Origin of the sequence: Streptomyces sp. SJL17-4 (assembly GCF_036826855.1) — a bacterium.
Taxonomy (GTDB): domain Bacteria; phylum Actinomycetota; class Actinomycetes; order Streptomycetales; family Streptomycetaceae; genus Streptomyces.
In genome coordinates this window covers 6692501-6712910 of sequence record NZ_CP104578.1, presented here as the reverse complement: position 1 = coordinate 6712910, position 20410 = coordinate 6692501, and the positions used below count along the sequence as shown (strand labels likewise).

General features: G+C 70.8%; 14 protein-coding genes, 2 rRNA genes and 1 pseudogene (1 of these 17 only partly in view). 4 read left to right on the top strand and 13 right to left on the bottom strand.

Annotation, left to right across the window (positions count from 1 at the left end; genetic code table 11):
- The first annotated feature begins 4 nt into the window (after nt 1–4).
- Nucleotides 5–1390: an FAD-binding oxidoreductase gene (locus N5875_RS30190; RefSeq protein ID WP_318207048.1), complete on the top strand. Its 1386-nt coding sequence runs from the start codon at nt 5–7 to the stop codon at nt 1388–1390.
- Between the two features lie 19 nt (nt 1391–1409).
- On the opposite strand, the gene N5875_RS30185 is transcribed toward N5875_RS30190, so the two are convergent.
- Together N5875_RS30185 and N5875_RS30180 are read right to left on the bottom strand one after the other, a co-directional pair.
- Nucleotides 1410–3050 carry an FAD-dependent oxidoreductase gene (locus N5875_RS30185; protein ID WP_338497325.1) on the bottom strand — a complete coding sequence of 547 codons (1641 nt, stop codon included), beginning with the start codon at nt 3048–3050 and terminating at the stop codon, nt 1410–1412.
- A gap of 99 nt (nt 3051–3149) precedes the next feature.
- Complete coding sequence (locus N5875_RS30180) at nt 3150–4664, bottom strand: APC family permease (protein ID WP_318207050.1); 1515 nt, start codon at nt 4662–4664, stop codon at nt 3150–3152.
- Nucleotides 4665–4825: 161 nt separating this feature from the next.
- On the opposite strand from N5875_RS30180, the gene N5875_RS30175 reads away from it, so the two are divergent.
- Nucleotides 4826–6454, top strand: coding sequence for a PucR family transcriptional regulator (locus tag N5875_RS30175; protein WP_318207051.1), 1629 nt, complete (start codon nt 4826–4828; stop codon nt 6452–6454).
- A 33-nt stretch (nt 6455–6487) separates the two neighbouring features.
- On the opposite strand, the gene N5875_RS30170 is transcribed toward N5875_RS30175, so the two are convergent.
- The 5 genes from N5875_RS30170 to N5875_RS30150 all read right to left on the bottom strand — a co-directional run bounded on the left by N5875_RS30170 (nt 6488) and on the right by N5875_RS30150 (nt 11721).
- Nucleotides 6488–7579 carry a glycosyltransferase family 4 protein gene (locus N5875_RS30170; RefSeq protein WP_318207052.1) on the bottom strand — a complete coding sequence of 364 codons (1092 nt, stop codon included), beginning with the start codon at nt 7577–7579 and terminating at the stop codon, nt 6488–6490.
- 260 nt (nt 7580–7839) lie between these two features.
- The gene (gene recN, locus N5875_RS30165) at nt 7840–9582 is read right to left on the bottom strand and encodes a DNA repair protein RecN (RefSeq protein WP_318207053.1); all 1743 of its coding nucleotides are present in this window, start codon (nt 9580–9582) and stop codon (nt 7840–7842) included.
- Between the two features lie 144 nt (nt 9583–9726).
- Nucleotides 9727–10650, bottom strand: a complete 924-nt coding sequence (locus N5875_RS30160; RefSeq protein ID WP_318207054.1) for an NAD kinase — start codon at nt 10648–10650, stop codon at nt 9727–9729.
- Nucleotides 10647–11462 carry a TlyA family RNA methyltransferase gene (locus N5875_RS30155; RefSeq protein ID WP_318207055.1) on the bottom strand — a complete coding sequence of 272 codons (816 nt, stop codon included), beginning with the start codon at nt 11460–11462 and terminating at the stop codon, nt 10647–10649. The genes N5875_RS30160 and N5875_RS30155 overlap by 4 nt, the downstream gene beginning before the upstream one ends.
- A 7-nt stretch (nt 11463–11469) precedes the next feature.
- A complete protein-coding gene (locus tag N5875_RS30150) occupies nt 11470–11721 on the bottom strand; it encodes a hypothetical protein (RefSeq protein WP_318207377.1) in 252 nt (83 codons plus the stop codon).
- Nucleotides 11722–11797: 76 nt separating this feature from the next.
- Here N5875_RS30150 and N5875_RS30145 point away from each other — a divergent pair, with 76 nt between their 5' ends.
- Nucleotides 11798–12145 carry an SCP2 sterol-binding domain-containing protein gene (locus N5875_RS30145; protein ID WP_318207056.1) on the top strand — a complete coding sequence of 116 codons (348 nt, stop codon included), beginning with the start codon at nt 11798–11800 and terminating at the stop codon, nt 12143–12145.
- An 18-nt stretch (nt 12146–12163) separates the two neighbouring features.
- Here N5875_RS30145 and N5875_RS30140 read toward each other — a convergent pair whose 3' ends face one another.
- Nucleotides 12164–13015: an ABC transporter ATP-binding protein gene (locus N5875_RS30140; RefSeq protein ID WP_338497322.1), complete on the bottom strand. Its 852-nt coding sequence runs from the start codon at nt 13013–13015 to the stop codon at nt 12164–12166.
- Nucleotides 13016–13085: 70 nt separating this feature from the next.
- Nucleotides 13086–14147, bottom strand: coding sequence for an HAD hydrolase-like protein (locus tag N5875_RS30135; protein WP_338499308.1), 1062 nt, complete (start codon nt 14145–14147; stop codon nt 13086–13088).
- 112 nt (nt 14148–14259) lie between these two features.
- Between N5875_RS30135 and N5875_RS30130 the strand changes: the two genes are divergently transcribed.
- A complete protein-coding gene (locus tag N5875_RS30130) occupies nt 14260–15552 on the top strand; it encodes a DUF1015 domain-containing protein (protein WP_338497320.1) in 1293 nt (430 codons plus the stop codon).
- Between the two features lie 66 nt (nt 15553–15618).
- Here the strand turns inward: N5875_RS30130 and N5875_RS30125 are convergent, their stop codons facing one another.
- The 4 genes and pseudogenes from N5875_RS30125 to N5875_RS30110 all read right to left on the bottom strand — a co-directional run.
- Nucleotides 15619–16440, bottom strand: coding sequence for a hypothetical protein (locus N5875_RS30125; RefSeq protein ID WP_338499306.1), 822 nt, complete (start codon nt 16438–16440; stop codon nt 15619–15621).
- Nucleotides 16441–16833: 393 nt separating this feature from the next.
- Nucleotides 16834–17505 (bottom strand): annotated as a pseudogene (locus tag N5875_RS30120) (hypothetical protein); the annotation flags it as partial.
- A gap of 237 nt (nt 17506–17742) precedes the next feature.
- Nucleotides 17743–17859, bottom strand: a 5S ribosomal RNA gene (gene rrf, locus N5875_RS30115).
- Between the two features lie 106 nt (nt 17860–17965).
- Nucleotides 17966–20410: ribosomal RNA gene (locus N5875_RS30110) — 23S ribosomal RNA — on the bottom strand (it continues 674 nt past the right edge of the window).

Sequence of the window (20410 nt, the reverse complement as noted above, 5' to 3'; positions counted from 1 at the left end):
TCCCATGGGTCCCCACATCTCGGAAAGCGCTCTGTCCGGGCTGGTCGAGGACCTGGCCGGGCAGGTGATCGTCCCCGGTGATCCGGGCTACGCCGCGGCCCGCGCCCTCCACAACGGCATGATCGACCACCGTCCCTCGGTGATCGCCCAGTGCGAGAGCCAGGCGGACGTGTCCAACGCGATCCTCTTCGGCCGCGCGTGCGACCTCCCCATCGCGGTGCGCGGCGGTGGCCACAGCGTCGCCGGGACCTCCGTGATCGACGGCTCGCTCGTGGTCGACCTGCGGCGGATGCACACGGTCGTGGTGGACCCGGAGGACATGACGGTACGGGTCGGGGGCGGGACGACGATGGGGCAGATGGACCACGCCTGCCAGCCGTTCCATGTCGCGACCACCGGCGGGCGGGTGTCCACCACCGGGGTCGGCGGCTTCACGCTGGGCGGCGGATCCGGCTGGCTGGAGCGGAAGTTCGGACTCGCCAGCGACAACCTGCTGGCCGCCGACCTGATCACGGCCGAGGGAAAGCACGTCCATACGGACGCGGAGGAGCACCCGGACCTGTTCTGGGCGCTGCACGGCGGCGGTGGCAACTTCGGGGTGGCGACCTCGCTGACCCTGCGGCTGCACGAACTGCCGCGGATGAGCATCGTGATGCTGTTCTTCCTGCCCGCCGACGCGCCCGAGGTGGTACGCACCTTCCGGGACGTCTCCGAGACCGCGCCGGACGAGGTGGGCGGCGGGGCGATCTACATGCCGGCGCCGCCCGAGCCGTTCGTCCCGCCGGACCTGGTCGGCAGGCTGGTCTGCGGGACGCTGTTCACGTACGCCGGTCCGGTCGACGAGCTGCGGGAGCTGGCGGCGCCGCTGTTCGCGCTCAAGCCGGTGATCGAGGTCGTCGCGGACCTCCCGTACACGGAGCTGCAGTCCATGCTCGACGATCCGCCGGGACTGCGGAACTACTGGTCGGCCGAGTACCTGAACGGCTTCCCCGACGAGGCCGTCGACGTGTTCTGCGAGCGCGGCGCGGCGATCCCGATGCCCGCGGCCATCCAGCACGTGCTGTTCATGATGGGCGGCGCGGTGGCGGCCGGGGCGGAGCCGTATCCGCAGCCGTGGCGCACCGCGGCCTGGGCCGTCCACCCGTTCGCGACCTGGGAGGACCCGGCGATGGACGGGCAGGCGATCCAGTGGGTGCGGGATGTGCGGGCCGACGCGCGGCCGTGGTCGATCGACACCGTGTACCTGAACTTCGTCGGCGCCGAGGGCGAGCAGCGGATCGTCTCCTCGTTCGGCGAGGAGAACTACCGCAGGCTCGCCGCCGTCAAGGCCGCGTACGACCCCGACAACGTGTTCCGCTTCAACCACAACATCGCGCCGGCCGCCGCCTGAGCACCGGCCCGCCCGGGGCTCATCTCAGCGCGTCGATCACCTCCTTGGCGGCCCGCTCGCCCTCGGTCGCTCCGCCTTCCATGAAGCCCTGGAAGTCGTAGCTGCAGTGCTCGCCGCCGATGTGGACGTTGCCCTGCGCGGTGCCCTCGTAACCGGCGTACCGGTGGAGGTAGCCGACGGGCCAGCAGGAGTACGCGCCGAGTGAGTACGGGTTCCGGTGCCAGGCGGAGAGCTGGGCGCGCCCCGTGTACGCCCGCGAGGTGCCGGGGAAGAAGGCGTCGATGCCGGCCAGGTGACGGCTGACGAGGGTCCGTACGTACGGGTCCGACTCGGTGGAGAACGGTCCGGCGGGCGTGAGCGACCTGGCGAGGCTGCCGCCGCCGTACTGGAGGAGGATGCCGCCGGTCCCACCCTGGATCTTGGTGGTGTCCCAGGTCTGCTGGACCTCGGTGTCGGTGAAGCAGTCACCGGCCGAGACGCCCGGCCAGGGGCCGGTGCCGCGCCACGGGCGGGTGCCGAACTGCATGTTGAGTTTGGTGCAGTGGCCCATCCGCGCGTCCCTCAGCAGGTTCCTCATCAGCGGGTCGAACCCGGCCTGGGAGGTGTCGAGCTGCTGGAGGACGGGGAGCGGCAGGCAGAGGACCGTGTGGTCGGCGGTGACGGTCCGGGTGGCGCCGGCCTCGGTGAAGGTCAGCGTCTGGGTGCCGTCGGCGTTGGCCCGTACGGCGGTCAGGGACCAGCCGGGGCGCAGGGTGCCGGGGGTGAGTGCCCCGGCGATGGCGTGGGGAAGCCGGTCGTTGCCGCCGACGATGTGGTACCGCTCGTTGGACAGGCCCCAGATGTTGAAGTTGCCCGGATTGGTCTGGTAGCCCATGAGCAGCACGAGGGCGAGCGAGGACTGTTCGGTGGTGTCGGCGCCGTACTCGACGTTGTAGGCGACGTCGATGAACTTGCCGAGCGGGGAGGTGTGCCCGCCGGGCACGCGGGTCTCGATCCACTCGTACACCGACATGTTGTCGAGTGCGGTGCCGGTGGGAGTGGTCTGGTTCCAGAGGACCTCCCCCGCCTCGGAGAGGTCGCGGCGCAGGGCCTGGTAGACCGCCTTGAAGTCCTCGTCGGCCTGGTGGCGCGGGTAGTAGGCGCCGTCGAACCAGAGGACCTCCTCGGCCCCGATGGGACCGCCGCCGAGGAAGTCCTCGACGTCGAGGCCGAAGCGGCGGCAGAGTTCCAGGATCTTCTTGTGGCTGGTGTCGATCAGCTCGCCGCCGATCTCGGAGGTCTGTCCGTAGGCCCAGTGGGCGCGCTGGGTCCACATGCGGCCGCCGACCCGGGAGGGGTTCGCCTCGTAGAGCGCCGGGCTCAGGCCGGCGTCCTGGAGGGTGAGGGCGGCGGTGAGGCCGGAGATCCCGGCGCCGACGACGGCGACCCGTGCGGTGGTCCTGACGGGCGGGTCGGGGGTGGCGGCGCGGGCGGGGACGGCCCCGCCCAGGCCCACGCCGGCGGTGACACCGGCAGCGGCGGCGTACTTGAGGAGCGAGCGACGCCCGAGGGCGTCGGCTCTCATGCCCCTCAGCGCGTCGACGGGGAGGTTCAGCCGGCGGGCGTCGGCGTGCTCGGCGGCGAGGGTCTTCAGGAGGTGCATCGGGTTGGTGCGTGCCATGGGGCTCTCCTGGGGCTTGAGGTGGGAACTCAGTGCCGGGGTACGGAAGTGGGGGACGAGGAACTCAGCTCTGCGGTACGGGAGCGGGGGACGAGGAACTCAGCTCTGGGGTACGGGAGCGGGGGCCGGGGCCTCGTCGGCGGGGCGCTCGGTGGCGTCCTCCAGCACGATCCGGCCGATGATCTCGTAGCGCTCGGGCCGCTGGGCCTTGAGGTAGAGGCCCAGGCCGAGGCCGCCGAAGAAGACCGCGCCGACGATCCAGGGGATCGCCTTGAAGAAGAGCGAGTCGGCGGCGAGACCGGCCGCCGTCTCCATGTTCATGATCAGCAGCACGACGACGGCGATCATGCCGACACCGCCGAGGAGCGGGGCCGTGAGCGTCCTGAACCAGTGCCGGTCCTCGGGGTGGTTCTTCCGGAAGTAGCCGATGACGGCGAAGGAACAGAGGGTCTGGACGATGAGGATCGCCATCGTGCCGAGGATCGCGAGCAGCGTGTAGAGGTGGATGTACGGGTCCTGGCCGGTGAGCCAGAAGGCGCCGACGAGGAGGACGGCGATCGCGCTCTGCACGTACGAGGCGATGTACGGCGAGCCGTGCTTCACGTGCGTCCGGCCGAGCGCCGGGTGGAGGAAGCCCTCCCGGCCGATGGCGTACAGATAGCGCGAGGCGCACTGGTGGAAGGCCATGCCGCAGGCGAAGGAGCCGGTGAGCAGCAGCCACTGGAAGGCGTCGACGGCCCACGCGCCGATGAAGCTCTGGGTGGGCGCGAAGAACAGGTCGAGCGGCGAGGCGGAGGAGGACAGCTTCACCGATCCGGCGAGTCCGTTCCCCGCGATCGTCATCCACGACACGTAGATGTAGAAGACGCCGACGCCGATGACGGAGATCAGGGTGGCGCGCGGGATGACCCGCTTGGGGTCGCGGGACTCCTCCCCGTACATCGCGGTCGACTCGAAGCCGACCCAGGACCAGAAGGCGAAGAAGAGGCCGAGGCCGGCGGAGGTGCCGGTGAAGGCGTTCGCGGGGTTGATCGGCTCGACGGGGATGCCGTCGGGGCCGCCGCCGGCGATCAGGACGGCGGTGGCGACCGCGAAGAGGACCGCGATCTCCGCGATGAGCATCACGCCGAGCGCCTTGGCGGTCAGGTTGATGTCGAAGTACGAGAGGCCGGCGGTCACGGCCAGCATGACCGCCGCGTACAGGATCCACGGAATGTCGACGCCGAGCTGATCGGCGACCGTCGTCTTGGCGAAGTACGCGAAGACGCCGACGATCGAGGCCTCGAAGACGATGTACGCGAGGACGGCGAGCATCCCGGAGGCCATGCCCGCGATCCGGCCGAGGCCGTGCGAGATGTAGCCGTAGAAGGCGCCGGCGGCCGTGATCCGCTTGGCCATGGCGACATAGCCGACCGAGAAGACGGTCAGGACGAGCGTCGCGAAGAGATATCCGGCAGGGGCGCCGGTGCCGTTGCCGAAGCCGACGGCGATGGGGAGGTTGCCGGTCATCGCGGTGATCGGTGCCGCGGTGGCGACGGCCATGAAGACGACGCCGACAAGACCGACCGAGTTCGCCTTGAGCCGGTGGACCTCTGGAGTGGGGTTCTCTGCCATGGGGCGAGAGGATCCTCGCGGGTGACGTAGGCCACAATCGACAGGCGGTCGCACAATTTCCGCCCAGGGGCGACGAGTTGTCGCCCCTGTGTGCGAACTGTCCGGTCCTGTGACCGTGGGGTGATGTCGCCGGAACACGGACGCGGGTAGCGTCCGGCCCCATGGACAATCAGGGCGGGATCACCGTGCAGCGGGCGCTCGAACTCCCGGGCCTGCGCGGCGGGCTCCCGGAGGTCGTCGCCGGCGCGGACCGGCTGCACCGCACGGTGCGCTGGGTGCACGCGGGTGAGGTGCCGAACATCGCGTCACTGCTCAAGGGCGGTGAGCTGCTGCTGACCACGGGGCTCGGGCTCGGCACCCGGCCGGCCGAGCAGCGTGCCTTCGTACGGCGACTCGCCGACCGGGGCATCGCGGCGCTCGTGGTGGAGCTGGGGCCTCGGTTCGCCCGCCTCCCGGCGACGATAGTGGAGGCCGCGCGGGCCGCCGGTCTGCCCCTGGTGCAGTTGCACCGCGAGGTGCCTTTCGTTGCGGTGACGGAGGAGATCCACACCGAGATCGTCAACGGCCACTACGCGCTCCTGCGCCAGGCCGAGGAGGTCCACAGGCAGTGCACGGAGGCGCTGCTCGGCGGCGGGGGGATCCCGCAGGTCCTGCGGATCCTCTCGGACTTCGCGGCCAACCCCGTCTTCCTGGAGACCGCCGACGGACAGCTGCTGTACGCGGCGGGCACCGAGTCCGCGCCCGTCGACCCGCTCCAGGTCTGGGACGGGCTGCGCGGCGGGCGGGCGGCCCGCGAATCCGGTCCGCCCTCCGGCACGGTCCTGGTGGACGTGCCCGGCGGCGGCCCCGGCACGGCCTCCGTACGGGCCCGGCTCGTCCTCCTGTCCGTCTCCGGCGCCCTCTCCCCCGTCCACCGGATGGCGGCCGAGCGCGCGGCGGGCCTCCTCGCGGTCGTCCTCATGCAGGCACGGCAGGAGGAGGAGCTGGCGGCGCGCGGCCGGGGCGACTTCCTGACGGACCTGGCGGAGGGCAGGATCACGGCCGAGGACGCACCGGCGCAGGCGCGGGTCCTCGGCTTCAAGCCGGGCGACGGTCCGCTCCTGCCGGTGGTGATGCGCCTTGCCTCCGAACTCTCCCCCTCGGGCAACTGGGCCCTGCTTGCCCGTGCGGTCCTGGAGGAGCTGGCCTCCGTCGGGGTCCCGGTCCTCCTGGGCGTCCGCCCGGTCGAGGGCCGGGTGCCTCTCCTGCTCGGCCTGCGCTCGGAATCGGAGCGTACGGCGGTCGCGGACCGGGTCGCGGCGGCGCTCCGCGCGGGCGTGGAACGCGCCGGCCTCGAACGCGCCGGGGCGCATCCGCCGGTCGTCGTGGTGGGCGTCGCCGGCAGCTGGGCGGCGGCCTCGGCGGGGCTGCGGCACGCGGCGGAGACGGCGACGGCCGCACAGGGCCTCTCGGACCTCCCCTGGTACGACGCCCGGCGCCTCGACATCGACCTGCTGCTGTGGCGGCTGCACTTCCACGGGGACACGGTCCTCGCGGCGTTCGTGGACCGCGCGATCGGCCCCTTGCGGGACCACGACCGCACGTCCCGCCCCCCGCTCCTGCCGACCCTGGAGACGTACCTGGCGCACGCGGGCCGCAAGGCGGAGACGGCCCGGGAACTCCACCTCAACCGCCAGACGCTCTACAACCGGCTGGCCCGCATCTCCGAACTCCTGGGCACGGACCTGGACGACCCGCAGACCGTCCTGGCCCTCTCCCTGGCCCTGAGGGCACGCCGCCACACGCCGTAGGGGCCCACACCCCGGTCGCCGGGGGGCGGGTGCCTACCGCCCCACCAACTCGTCGTACACGCTCAGCACGTGCGCCACCGTCTCGTCCTCCGTGGGCCAGGTCCCCGCCTGCACCCGCCCCGCGGCCGCGAGGTCCATCCGCCGGTCCACGTCCTCGATCAGCCCGCGCACGGCCCCGGCGAGCGCCGTCGCGTCCCCGTACGGCACCAGCTCGGCCGCGTCACCGACGAGCTCCGGTACGCCGCCCACCGCCGTGGCGACCAGCGGCACGCCGAGCCGCAGCGCCTCCTGCGCGAGCAGGGACCGTGCCTCCCACCGCGAGGGCAGCACCGCCACGTCGGCCGCCGCGAGCAGCTCGGCGACGTCCTCCCGGCGACCGATCAACCGCACGGGCAGCCCCTCGGCCACGATCCGCCGCTGGAGGGCGGCCCGTTCGCTCCCCTCCCCGGCGATGACGAGCAGCGGCTGCGGATCGAGTTCCCGCCACGACCGGGCCGCGTCGAGCAGCGTCCGGTACCCCCGGCCCCGCTCCAGCGCTCCGACCGCCATCAGCAAGGGCCGGTCGACCGCGCCCAGTTCGGCACGGGCCTTGCCGTCGTGGAGGCAGACGGGCCCCCGCGCGGGCGGCACGGTGACGGGCGCGAGCCGGGCGTCCCGGGCCCCGCGGCGACGGGCCCGGTCGACGAGTTCGGAGGAGGTGGCGAGGACAACGGTCGCGGCCCGCACGGTCCTTCGCTCCAGGAGCCGCAGCATCCCGCCCCGCGCCGCCCCGTGGACCTGGTTGCGGGTGTCCCAGGTCGTCACGAGCGGGGCGCGGTCGCCGTTCCCGCCGCCGGACAGCGCGAGCGCGGCCCGCACGGACGCCTCAAGGCCGTGCGCGTGGACCACGTCGGCGCCGATGCAGGCGTTGCGGAGCGCGGCGACCGTCGCGGGGTCGCCGAGGCGCGGCAGCGGCACGAAGTGCGCGCCGGCACCCAGGTAGTCGTAGACGCGGTCGAGTTCGGCCGGGGCGCACACGGTCACCCGCACGCCCCTCGCCACCAGCCCCGAGGCGAGTGATCGGACGTGAGCGCTGCTGCCCGCGCTGCCGCCGCCCAGCACTTGGACCGTACGGAGCTGTGTCACGCGCCCAAGGATGCCAGCCCGTACCGCCGACCGTACGCACGTTCCGGCACCGAATCGGCGTCGTTCCCCTGTACGGAAGGCGTACGGCTCCGGGACCCATGCCACGGGTTCACCCACTCGGGTGAGCGCACAAGGCGAACGCGCGCTCCCCCGGGATCCCTCGGCGCCCCCCGGGTCCCCTCGGCGCTACCCCGGTTCCCTCGGCGCTCCTCAGGGTCCCTCGGCGCCTGCCGACCCCTGCCGATCCCTTGCGACCGGCTTCAGCCGTCCGCGCGGGCCGTCGCCAGCAGCTCCTCCGCGTGCGCCCTGGCCGTCTCGGAGTCCTCCTGGCCGGCGAGCATCCGGGACAGCTCCCGTACGCGCTCCTCGCCCTCCAGGACCGTGACACCGGACCGGGTCACGGACCCGTCGTTGGTCTTCTCGACGAGCAGCTGCCGGTCCGCGAAGGCCGCGACCTGCGGCAGATGGGTGACGACCACGACCTGCGCGCTCCTGGCGAGCTTGGCGAGCCGACGGCCGATCTCGACCGCCGCCTTGCCGCCGACACCCGCGTCGACCTCGTCGAAGAGGTACGTCGGCACCGGGTCGACCCCGGCGAAGACGACCTCGACCGCGAGCATCACCCGGGACAGCTCACCGCCGGACGCGCCCTTGGCGATCGGCCGCGGCGGGGCCCCGGGGTGCGGGGCGAGCAGCAGCTCGACCTCGTCGGCCCCGGAGGGGCTGTAGGCGACCCGGCGGCCGCCCACCTCGACGCCGTCGGGGTCCTCGGTCTGCCGGATGTCGAAGGACACGCGCGCGTGGGGCATGGCGAGCGAGGCGAGTTCGGCGGTGACCGCGTCGGCGAACCGGTCGGCGGCCTCCGTACGGGCGTCGGTGAGCCGCTGCGCGAGCACCGACAGATCGTCGCGCAGCCGATCGCGCTCGGCGGTGAGTTCCTCGATGCGGTCGTCGTCGCCGTCCAGCTCTCCGAGCCGGCCGGCACTCTCCTCCGCCCAGGCGAGGACGGAGGCGATGTCCTCCCCGTACTTCCGGGTCAGCTGCGTCAGCGCCGCCCGCCGCTCCTCCACGGCGGCGAGCCGCAGCGGGTCGGCGTCCAGGTCGTCGGCGTATCCGGCGAGCTCGGTGGCCACGTCGCCGAGCAGGATGGAGATCTCCCCCATCCGGTCGGCGAGCGCGGCGAGGGCCGGGTCGTGCGACCGTACGGCCTCCAGGGCCCGGCCGGCGCCCGCGACGAGCGTCGTGGCGTCGACGGACTCGGGATCCTCGGGAACGCCCGCGAGCGCGGCGTGCGCGAGCGCGGCCGCGGAGGCGAGGGCCTCGGCGTGGCCGAGCCGTTCCGCCTCGGCGGCGAGTTCGGTGTCCTCCCCCGCGCGCGGGGCGACGGCCTCGATCTCGCCGAGCCCGAACCGCAGCAGATCGGCCTCCTGGGCCCGCTCCCGCGCCCGCGTGGTGATCTCGTCCAGCTCGCCGGTGACGGCACGCAGCCGCCGGTACGCCTCCGCGTAGGCGGCGAGCGGCACGGAGACGGCCTCGCCCGCGTACCGGTCGAGCGCCCCGCGCTGCCGGGCCGGCTTGAGCAGGCCCTGCTGGTCGGTCTGGCCGTGGACGGCGACGAGTTCGTCGGCGAGCTCGGCGAGCAGCCCGACGGGCACGGAACGCCCGCCGAGGTGGGCCCGCGAGCGTCCCTCGGCCGAGACGGTACGGCTGACGAGCAGCACCCCGTCCTCCAGCTCCGCCCCGGCTTCCTCGGCGCGTACGGCGGCGGGCGCGCCCGCGGGCACGCTGATCCGCCCCTCGACGACGGCCGAGGCCGCGCCGATCCGCACCAGGGCCGGATCGGCCCTGCCGCCGAGCAGCAGGCCCAGGCTGGTCACCACCATGGTCTTGCCCGCACCGGTCTCACCGGTCACCGCGGTGAAGCCGGGCGACAGCTCGACCACCGCGTCGTCGATGACCCCGAGCGACCGTATCCGCATCTCCTCCAGCACGCCCCAGACCATACGAGGTTTCCCTGGTGCGATGCGACATCACCCCCGGGCGTAACTCTCCGGCGTGCCGATCGTTCGCTCCCGCCGGAGCCGGCCGGCCGGGGTGTACGCCGGCCGGCGCCCTCCCACCGGAGCGGGCGGACGCGGGAGGCTGCGTCAGCGAGCCCCGCCCCGCCACCCCGACACGGGCAGGGCGAACTTCGCGACGAGCCGGTCCGTGAAGGAGGCGTGGTGGAGCCGGGCGAGCCGGACCGGTACGGCACCCCGCCGCACCTCGACCCGCGCCCCCGCAGGGAGTTCCACCGTCCGCCGCCCGTCGCACCACAGGACCCCGTGCGGGGTGTGCGGCTCGACCTCGACGGCGAGCACCGACTCGGGGGTGGTGATGAGCGGCTTGGCGAACAGGGCGTGGGCCCCGATCGGGACCATGAGCAGCGCCTCGACCTCGGGCCAGACGACCGGGCCGCCCGCCGAGAAGGCGTACGCGGTGGATCCGGTCGGTGTCGCGCAGATCACCCCGTCGCAGCCGAAGCCGGTCACCGGCCGCCCGTCGATCGCGAGGACGACCTCCAGCATCCGTTCCGGGGACACCTTCTGCACGGCGGCCTCGTTGAGCGCCCAGTCGCGGTGCAGGACGTCGCCGTTCTCGTACACGACGACGTCGAGGGTCATCCGCTCCTCGACCTCGTACGCCTTCGTCACGACCCGGTCGACGACCTTGTCGAGGTCGTCCCGCTCGGCCTCCGCGAGGAAGCCGACGCGGCCGAGGTTGACGCCGAGCATCGGGACGCCGGAGGCGCGGGAGAACTCGGCGCCGCGCAGCAGGGTGCCGTCGCCGCCGAGGACGACGAGGAGTTCACAGCCGTCGAGGGCGTCGGAGCAGGCCTCCTTCACCTTCTCGACGGACGGCGGCAGCGGCAGGTCCTCCGCCTCGGCCTCCAGGACGCGGACGCCGATGCCGCAGCGCAGCAGTCCGAGGACGACCAGTTCGGCGCTGCGCACGGCGGCGGGCCTGCCGGTGTGCGCGAGCAGGAAGACGGTACGTGGTGCGGTCTCTGGTGCTGCTGCCGTTGAGCTCAACGAGGTCCTTCCGCCACGGCGCGGTCGACATCCGCCGGATCCAGCGCGGGCGCCCCTGCCCGCAGCCACAGAAAGTACTCGACGTTGCCGGAGGGGCCGGGCAGCGGGCTCGCGGTGACGCCCAGGACGCCGAGGCCGAGCTCGGCGGCCCGCCGGGCGACGTTCTTCACGGCGTCGGCGCGAAGTTCGGTGCTCCGGACGACTCCGCCCGTACCGAGCCGCTCCTTACCCACCTCGAACTGCGGCTTCACCATCAGGACGAGGTCGGCGTCGGGCGCCGTGCAGGCCGCGAGGGCCGGCAGGACGAGGCCGAGCGGGATGAACGAGAGGTCACCGACGACAAGATCGACGGGCACGCCGTCGATCGCGTCGAGTGTCAACTCCCGTACGTTCGTCCGGTCCTTCACGGTGACCCGCTCGTCGCTCTGCAGCGACCAGGCGAGCTGCCCGTAGCCGACGTCGACGGCGACGACATGGGCGGCGCCGGCCCGCAGCAGCACGTCGGTGAAGCCGCCGGTGGAGGCCCCGGCGTCGAGGGCGCGCCGGCCCTCGACCTGCAGCCCGAGCGGGACGAAGGCCTCGAAGGCCCCGGCGAGCTTGTGGCCGCCGCGCGAGACGTAGTCGGGGTCGGAGTCGTCCTGGACGACGACGATGGCCGCGGCGGTCTCGACCTGGGTGGCGGGCTTGGTGGCGACGGTCTTGCCGACGGTCACCCGGCCCGCGGCGATCAGCTGGCTGGCGTGCTCGCGCGAGCGCGCGAGCTTGCGCCGGACCAGCTCGGCGTCGAGGCGGCGTCGTGCCACTCCTGCCACGTTCGGTTCAGCTCCTGTTTTCGTACGGACGGGGGGCGGGGTGCGCGTCGAGCGAGGTCAGCTCGGCGCGCAGTCCACGGTGTACATCCTCGTACACCTCCAGGTGTCCGTCCGCCGGGAGGTCGTCCACCTCGGCGAGACGCGCCAGGTGGGTGTCGACCCCGGGGTGCCCGGTGAGCTCCCGTACGACCTCCAGCGGCGCGGCCGCGGCGGGCTCGTGGCCGCCGTCCCGCGGGGGCACCGTCTCGGGTTCGGGCATCGCGTCCGCAGGCTCGGGCATCGCGTCGTTCATGCTCCCGACGCTACCGCGAACCCCTGGGGTACGGTCGACGGCGATGGCGACGATCACGGAGTGCCGCGACGCACTCGACACACTCTCGGACAACCTCGCGCGGGCGGACGGCGACGTACGCGGCGCGGCCGCGCTCGACCGCACCCTGAGCTGCCACATCACCGACCTGGACACCACGTTCACGGGCCGTCTCGCGGGCGGCCGGATCGAGGTCGAGTCCACGGTGACGGGCCCGCCGCCGGCCAAGGCGCAGATCCGGCTGGCGATGACCGGCGACGACCTGGTGGCGATGGTGGGCGGGGAACTGAACTTCGCGAAGGCCTGGGCCTCGGGCCGGGTCAAGTTGGAGGCCGGCTTCCGCGACCTGCTCCGCCTCCGCTCCCTCCTCTAGCTCAGGTACGGAGCCACCTCAGGTACGGAGCGCGGGCTCCGGCGACGCCGACGCCGAGACGGGCCGCGGGACACGGGCCTTCCGCCCGGCCGGCACGACCAGCGGCGTCCCGGTCTCGGGGTCGTCGATGACCTGGCAGCGCAGCCCGAAGACCCGCTCCACGAGCTCGGCGGTCACCACCTCGGCCGGCGGCCCCTCGGCGACCACCTCGCCGTCCCGTACGGCGATGAGGTGGGTCGCGTACCGCGCCGCGTGGTTGAGGTCGTGCAGCACGGCGACGAGCGTCCGGCCCTGGGTCTCGTGCAGCTCGGCGCACAGGTCGAGCACGTCGATCTGGTGCTGGATGTCGAGATACGTCGTCGGCTCGTCGAGCAGCAGCAGCGGGGTCTGCTGGGCGAGCGCCATGGCGATCCAGACGCGCTGCCGCTGACCGCCGGAGAGCTCGTCGACGTACCGCTCGGCCAGCTCGGCGACACCGGTCGCCTCCATCGACTCCCGGGTGATGCGCTCGTCCTCCGGCGACCACTGGCGCAGCAGCCCCTGGTGCGGGTAGCGGCCACGGGCGACGAGGTCGGCGACGGTGATGCCGTCGGGCGCCACGGAGGTCTGGGGCAGCAGCCCGAGGGTCTTGGCGACCTTCTTGGCGGGCATGGTCTGGATCGACTGCCCGTCGAGCAGGACACGCCCCTGGCTGGGCTTCAGCATCCGGGAGAGGGCACGGAGCAGGGTGGACTTGCCGCAGGCGTTCGGCCCGACGATGACGGTGAACGAGTTGTCGGGGATCTCGACGGACAGATCGCGGGCGATGACCCGCTGCTCGTACGCCAGGGTGACCGATTCCGCGCTCAGCCGCTGCTGCCGACCATCCATGCCCGTACTCCCGTGCCCGCTGCCCAAATGAAGTTAGGTTAGCCTACCCAATTTCCCAGCCGGGCCGCTGTCACAGCCCGAGCCGTGCGAGCACCTTCCCCGCGTCCGGCACCCCGCCGCCCACGGCGTCCGCCGCCGACCAGGCCGCCCCGCACAGGGCCCGCACGGCGTCCATGGGGTCCGCCGCATCGGGCTCCCCTTCCGCCGGCCCCTCGATCACCAGCTCGCCGCCGCTCGGAGCGCTCACCGAAGCCCGCCAGCCCCCGCACACGAAGCTCCCGTCCTCCTCCGCGACGACCTCCGGCTGCCCCACGAGCAGCCCCCGAAGATCGGCCGCGACATAGGTCGGCCGGTGCTCCGGCACCGCCCGCAGCAGCTGCGCCGCGTCCGCCACCCCGGTGAAGACGAGCAGCGAGTCCACCCCGCCGTTGAACGCGCCCTCGATGTCCGTGTCCAGCCGGTCCCCGACCACCAGCGGCCGCCGCGCGCCCGTCCGCAGCACCGTCTCCCGGTGCATCGGCGGCAGCGGCTTCCCCGCGACCTTCGGCTCCACCCGGCCGCCCGTGGCGATCCGTACGACCTCCACCGCCGCCCCGTTCCCGGGACCGATCCCCCGCGCACCGGGAATCGTCAGGTCCGTGTTCGACACGTACCAGGGAAGCCCCCGCGCCACCGCGTAGCTCGCCTCCGCGAACCGCCCCCACGGCATCTCGGGCCCGCCGTACCCCTGCACGACGGCCACCGGCTCGTCCTCCGCCGAGTCCACCGGCACCAGACCCCGCTCGCGCAACGCCACCCGCAGCCCCTCGCCACCGATGACCAGCACCCGGGAACCGGGCGGCACGTCGTCGGCGATCAGCCGGGCCACGGCCTGCGCCGAGGTGATCACGTCCCCGGCCTCGGCGGGCACCCCGAGCTCGGTAAGGTGCTCGGCCACCGCGTCGGGCGTCCGCAACGCGTTGTTGGTGACGTACGCCAGGTGCATCCCGCCGCCCCGGGCGACCCGGAGCGCCTCCACGGCGTGAGGAACGGCCTCCCCGCCCGCGTACACGACCCCGTCCAGGTCCAGGAGCGCCGTGTCGTACGCCTCGCTCAACGGCACCGCACTGCCACGAGGCCGCCGCCTGCCCACGCCCTGCTGCCCTTGGCCGTTCCGCACCGTCACCGCACACTCCTCGCCTCACCGGATGGGTTCCCCACTCCCCCGATCATCGCGCATCCCAGCGGCCACATACGATGACGAGATGAACACCTCAGGTCACGCGGCCGACGACGTCCGCGACGACGCAGCCGGGCTGCACCTGGCGCCGTTCCGCGGGCTCCGCTACGTCCCCGAGCGGGTCGGCAGCCTGGCCGCCGTGACGTCCCCGCCCTACGACGTCGTCGTACGACCTGACGGACTTCTCCATCTCGAGTCCGCGGATCCCCACAACATCGTCCGGCTGATCCTGCCCCAGGCGATCACCGCCGGCACCCGGCACCGCAAGGCCGCCGTCACCCTCGACCGCTGGCTCGCGGACGGCGTCCTCGCCCCCGACCCGGAGCCCGCGCTCTACGTGTACGAGCAGCACGGCGACGGCATCCTCCAGCGCGGCATCATCGGCGCCCTGGAGCTCTCCACCCCGGCCGAGGGCGTCGTCCTCCCGCACGAGGACGTCATGCCGCATGTCGTCGAGGACCGCGCCGCCCTGATGCGGACCACCGCGGCCAATCTGGAGCCGCTGCTCCTCACGTACGTCGGCGACGGCGACGGCGCTGCCGAGGTCGTCGAACGCACCGTCCAGCGCCCCCCGCTGCTCGCCACCACGACGGAGGACGGCTTCCACCACCGCCTCTGGGCGGTGACCGACCCGGCCGAGCAGGCCGCCGTCTCCGCCGGGCTCGCCCGCCACCAGGCACTCATCGCCGACGGCCACCACCGCTGGGCGACCTATCTGCGCCTCCGCGAGGAGCACCCGTCGCCCGGCCCGTGGAACTACGGCCTGGTCCTCCTGATCGACACCGCCCGCTACCCGCTCCGGGTGCGCGCGATCCACCGCCTCCTCAACCGCCTTCCGGTCGCCGACGCCCTCGCGGCCCTCGACGGCGCCTTCCGGGTACGCCGCATCGAGCAGCCCCTGCCGGCGGCCATGGAGGCCCTCGCCGAGGCCTCGGCCGAGGGCAACGCCTTCCTCCTGGCCGGCGACGGCGGTTTCCACCTCGTCGACCGTCCGGACCCCGCCCTCCTCGACCGTACGATCCGCGCGGACCGCCCGGACGCCTGGCGCACCCTGGACGCCACGGTCCTGCACTCGACCCTCCTGGAGCACGTCTGGCACATCCCGGACGCTCCCGAGGACATCGCCTACATCCACGACACGGAGGCCGCGGTCGAACAGGCGGAACGCCGCGGCGGTACGGCGGTCCTCATGCACCCGGTACGCGAAGAAGTCGTCCGGGACCTGGCCCGCCAGGGCGTCACCATGCCCCGCAAGTCCACCTCCTTCGGCCCGAAGCCGGCGACGGGCCTGGTCCTGAGAAGCCTGGCGCTGGACTGAGAGACCCCGGAGAACGAAGAAGGGCGGCACCCGCAGGGGTGCCGCCCTTCTCATCGGTCAACCGAGTCAGCTCTTGTCGCCGACGCTGTCGTCGCTGTCGTCCTCGTCGAAGTCGTCGTCCTCGTCGTCCTCGTCATCGAGGTCGACATCATCATCGAGAACGTCGACACGACCCGGCTCCTCTGCGGCCTCGGCGTCGGCCTCGTCCTCGTCGAACGCGTCGACGAACTCGACCCCGTCCATCTCGGCCAGCCGGTCCGAGGCGTCCGTGGCCCCGTCCTTGTCGGCCTCGAGGGCCTTGGCGAACCACTCCCGCGCCTCGCGCTCACGGCCGGCGGCGAGCAGCGCGTCGGCGTAGGCGTAGCGCAGGCGTGCGGTCCACGGGTGAACGGCGCTGGAAGCGAGCTCGGGGCTCTGCAGCGTCACGATGGCCGCGTCGAGCTGACCGAGGTCCCGGCGGGCGCCGGCGGCCACGAGCCGCATCTCGACCTGACCGGCCTTGTCCAGCTTCTGCACCTCGGGCTCACCGGCCATCGCCAGCGCACGCTCGGGCCGGTTGAGGCCGCGCTCGCAGTCGGCCATGACGGGCCACAGCTCGACGCCACCGCTCATCCGGCGCGCGGCACGGAACTCGGCCAGCGCCTCGGAGTACTTCTGCGTCGCGTACGCGGCGAAGCCGGCGGCCTCGCGCACGGCGGCGACACGGGACGCGAGCCGCAGGGCGACCCTGGAGTACCCGTACGCCTTCTCCGGGTCCTCGTCGATCAGCTGGGCGACCATGACGAGGTTGCGCGAGACGTCCTCGGCGAGCCCCTTGGGCAGGCTCATGAGCTCCTGGCGCACATCCGGGTCGATCTCCTCACCGGTGACCTCCGGCGGGATCGGCAGGCGCTTGATGGGCGCGCGGTCGCTGCGCTCGCGGTCGCCACGGTCGTCACGACGCCCGTAGCCACCGCGGTCGTCCCGCCCACGGAACCCACCGCGGCTGTCGCCCCCGCGGTCGTCACGACGGAAGCCGCCACCGCGGTTGTCCCCACCGCGGTCATCCCGACGGAACCCGCCGCCGCCACGGCTGTCGTCCCGACGGAACGAGGACGGACGCTCATCACGCCGGTCGTCACGGCGGAAGCCGCCACCGCGGTTGTCGCCGCCACGGTCGTCACGCGAGGGGTACGAAGGCCGGTCGTCCCGACGGAACGACGAAGGACGCTCATCACGCCGGTCATCGCGACGGAAGCCGCCACCGCGGTTGTCGCCGCCACGGTCGTCACGCGAGGGGTACGAAGGCCGGTCGTCCCGACGGAACGACGAAGGACGCTCATCACGCCGATCGTCCCGACGGAACCCACCACCACGGTTGTCCCCACCACGATCGTCACGACGGAAACCACCGCCACCACCGCGGTTGTCGCCACCACGGTCATCGCGACGGAAGCCGCCACCACGGTTGTCGCCACCGCGGTCGTCGCGGCGGAAGCCGCCACCACGGTTGTCGCCACCACGGTCATCGCGCGGGAAGGAGGGCCGGTCGTCCCGACGGAACGACGAAGGACGCTCATCACGCCGATCGTCCCGACGGAACCCACCACCACGGTTGTCCCCACCACGATCGTCACGACGGAAGCCACCGCCGCCACCGCGGTTGTCGCCACCGCGGTCATCGCGACGGAAGCCACCGCCGCCGCCACGGTTGTCGCCACCACGATCGTCACGGCGGAAACCACCGCCGCCGCCACGGTTGTCGCCCCCACGGTCATCGCGACGGAAACCACCGCCACCACCGCGGCTGTCGCCACCACGATCGTCACGGCGGAAACCACCGCCGCCGCCACGGTTGTCGCCCCCACGGTCATCGCGACGGAAACCACCGCCGCCACCGCGGTTGTCGCCACCACGGTTGTCGTCGCGACGGAAGCCACCCCCACGGTTGTCGCCACCGCGGTTGTCGTCCCGGCGCGGGCCACGGAAGCCGCCCCGGTCACCGCCGGCGCCGGCACCGTCCCTGCGACGCGGCTCGCGCTCCGGACGGTCGTCGGGAGAGTTGGTGGACATCGACGTGACTCCTGTCTTCGGGTACTGCAGTCATTCTCGCGCAGCCGGCACTCGGCCGCGCATCGGAAAAAGTCAAGCAAAAAACAAAAGGACCCCTGGTCCCAGCGTGAACGCTGGGACCAGGGGTCCTGAAGATTTGTTCGGCGGCGTCCTACTCTCCCACAGGGTCCCCCCTGCAGTACCATCGGCGCTGAAAGGCTTAGCTTCCGGGTTCGGAATGTAACCGGGCGTTTCCCTAACGCTATGACCACCGAAACCCTATCGGTTTCGAGCGAACAAGCACACTCTGTAGTTGTGTTCCAGCTCTAGAAACCAGCAACCGTTCGTTGCTTCAGAACTAACACAGTGGACGCGAGCAACTGAGGACAAGCCCTCGGCCTATTAGTACCGGTCAGCTCCACCCATTACTGGGCTTCCACATCCGGCCTATCAACCCAGTCGTCTACTGGGAGCCTTACCCTCTCAAGGAGGTGGGAATACTCATCTCGAAGCAGGCTTCCCGCTTAGATGCTTTCAGCGGTTATCCCTCCCGAACGTAGCCAACCAGCCATGCCCTTGGCAGGACAACTGGCACACCAGAGGTTCGTCCGTCCCGGTCCTCTCGTACTAGGGACAGCCCTTCTCAATATTCCTACGCGCACAGCGGATAGGGACCGAACTGTCTCACGACGTTCTAAACCCAGCTCGCGTACCGCTTTAATGGGCGAACAGCCCAACCCTTGGGACCGACTCCAGCCCCAGGATGCGACGAGCCGACATCGAGGTGCCAAACCATCCCGTCGATATGGACTCTTGGGGAAGATCAGCCTGTTATCCCCGGGGTACCTTTTATCCGTTGAGCGACGGCGCTTCCACAAGCCACCGCCGGATCACTAGTCCCGACTTTCGTCCCTGCTCGACCCGTCGGTCTCACAGTCAAGCTCCCTTGTGCACTTACACTCAACACCTGATTGCCAACCAGGCTGAGGGAACCTTTGGGCGCCTCCGTTACCCTTTGGGAGGCAACCGCCCCAGTTAAACTACCCATCAGACACTGTCCCTGATCCGGATCACGGACCGAGGTTAGACATCCAGCACGACCAGAGTGGTATTTCAACGGCGACTCCACCATGACTGGCGTCACGGCTTCAAAGTCTCCCACCTATCCTACACAAGCCGAACCGAACACCAATATCAAACTGTAGTAAAGGTCCCGGGGTCTTTCCGTCCTGCTGCGCGAAACGAGCATCTTTACTCGTAGTGCAATTTCACCGGGCCTATGGTTGAGACAGTCGAGAAGTCGTTACGCCATTCGTGCAGGTCGGAACTTACCCGACAAGGAATTTCGCTACCTTAGGATGGTTATAGTTACCACCGCCGTTTACTGGCGCTTAAGTTCTCAGCTTCGCCACACCGAAATGTGACTAACCGGTCCCCTTAACGTTCCAGCACCGGGCAGGCGTCAGTCCGTATACATCGCCTTACGGCTTCGCACGGACCTGTGTTTTTAGTAAACAGTCGCTTCTCGCTGGTCTCTGCGGCCACCCCCAGCTCACGGAGTAAATCCGATCACCAGACGTGGCCCCCCTTCTCCCGAAGTTACGGGGGCATTTTGCCGAGTTCCTTAACCATAGTTCACCCGAACGCCTCGGTATTCTCTACCTGACCACCTGAGTCGGTTTAGGGTACGGGCCGCCATGAAACTCGCTAGAGGCTTTTCTCGACAGCATAGGATCATCCACTTCACCACAATCGGCTCGGCATCAGGTCTCAGGCTATGTGCTGTCCGGATTTACCTGGACAACGCCCTACACCCTTACCCCGGGACTACCACCGCCCGGGCTGGACTACCTTCCTGCGTCACCCCATCGCTTACCTACTACCACCTTGGGTCAGCGGCTCCACCACTTTCCTTTCCCCGAAGGGTCCGGAACGGCTTCACGGCCTTAGCATTAATGGGCTCGATATTGGGCGTTTCAAAGCGGGTACCGGAATATCAACCGGTTGTCCATCGACTACGCCTGTCGGCCTCGCCTTAGGTCCCGACTTACCCTGGGCAGATCAGCTTGACCCAGGAACCCTTAGTCAATCGGCGCACACGTTTCTCACGTGTGTATCGCTACTCATGCCTGCATTCTCACTCGTGAACCGTCCACAACTCGCTTCCGCGGCTGCTTCACCCGGCACACGACGCTCCCCTACCCATCACAGCGGGCGTTGGCCCTATTGCTGCAATGACACGACTTCGGCGGTACGCTTGAGCCCCGCTACATTGTCGGCGCGGAATCACTTGACCAGTGAGCTATTACGCACTCTTTCAAGGGTGGCTGCTTCTAAGCCAACCTCCTGGTTGTCTCTGCGACTCCACATCCTTTCCCACTTAGCGTACGCTTAGGGGCCTTAGTCGATGCTCTGGGCTGTTTCCCTCTCGACCATGGAGCTTATCCCCCACAGTCTCACTGCCGTGCTCTCACTTACCGGCATTCGGAGTTTGGCTAAGGTCAGTAACCCGGTAGGGCCCATCGCCTATCCAGTGCTCTACCTCCGGCAAGAAACACACGACGCTGCACCTAAATGCATTTCGGGGAGAACCAGCTATCACGGAGTTTGATTGGCCTTTCACCCCTAACCACAGGTCATCCCCCAGGTTTTCAACCCTGGTGGGTTCGGTCCTCCACGAAGTCTTACCTCCGCTTCAACCTGCCCATGGCTAGATCACTCCGCTTCGGGTCTTGAGCGCGCTACTGAATCGCCCTATTCGGACTCGCTTTCGCTACGGCTTCCCCACACGGGTTAACCTCGCAACGCACCGCAAACTCGCAGGCTC

Excerpts from the sequence above, each read along its gene's own strand:
- N5875_RS30190 (WP_318207048.1), top strand. The coding sequence starts at position 5 with ATGGGTCCCCACATCTCGGAAAGCGCTCTGTCCGGGCTGGTCGAGGAC.
- N5875_RS30185 (WP_338497325.1), bottom strand. The coding sequence starts at position 3,050 with ATGGCACGCACCAACCCGATGCACCTCCTGAAGACCCTCGCCGCCGAG.
- N5875_RS30180 (WP_318207050.1), bottom strand. The coding sequence starts at position 4,664 with ATGGCAGAGAACCCCACTCCAGAGGTCCACCGGCTCAAGGCGAACTCG.
- N5875_RS30175 (WP_318207051.1), top strand. The coding sequence starts at position 4,826 with ATGGACAATCAGGGCGGGATCACCGTGCAGCGGGCGCTCGAACTCCCG.
- recN (WP_318207053.1), bottom strand. The coding sequence starts at position 9,582 with ATGGTCTGGGGCGTGCTGGAGGAGATGCGGATACGGTCGCTCGGGGTC.
- N5875_RS30150 (WP_318207377.1), bottom strand. The coding sequence starts at position 11,721 with ATGCCCGAACCCGAGACGGTGCCCCCGCGGGACGGCGGCCACGAGCCC.
- N5875_RS30145 (WP_318207056.1), top strand. The coding sequence starts at position 11,798 with ATGGCGACGATCACGGAGTGCCGCGACGCACTCGACACACTCTCGGAC.
- N5875_RS30140 (WP_338497322.1), bottom strand. The coding sequence starts at position 13,015 with ATGGATGGTCGGCAGCAGCGGCTGAGCGCGGAATCGGTCACCCTGGCG.
- N5875_RS30130 (WP_338497320.1), top strand. The coding sequence starts at position 14,260 with ATGAACACCTCAGGTCACGCGGCCGACGACGTCCGCGACGACGCAGCC.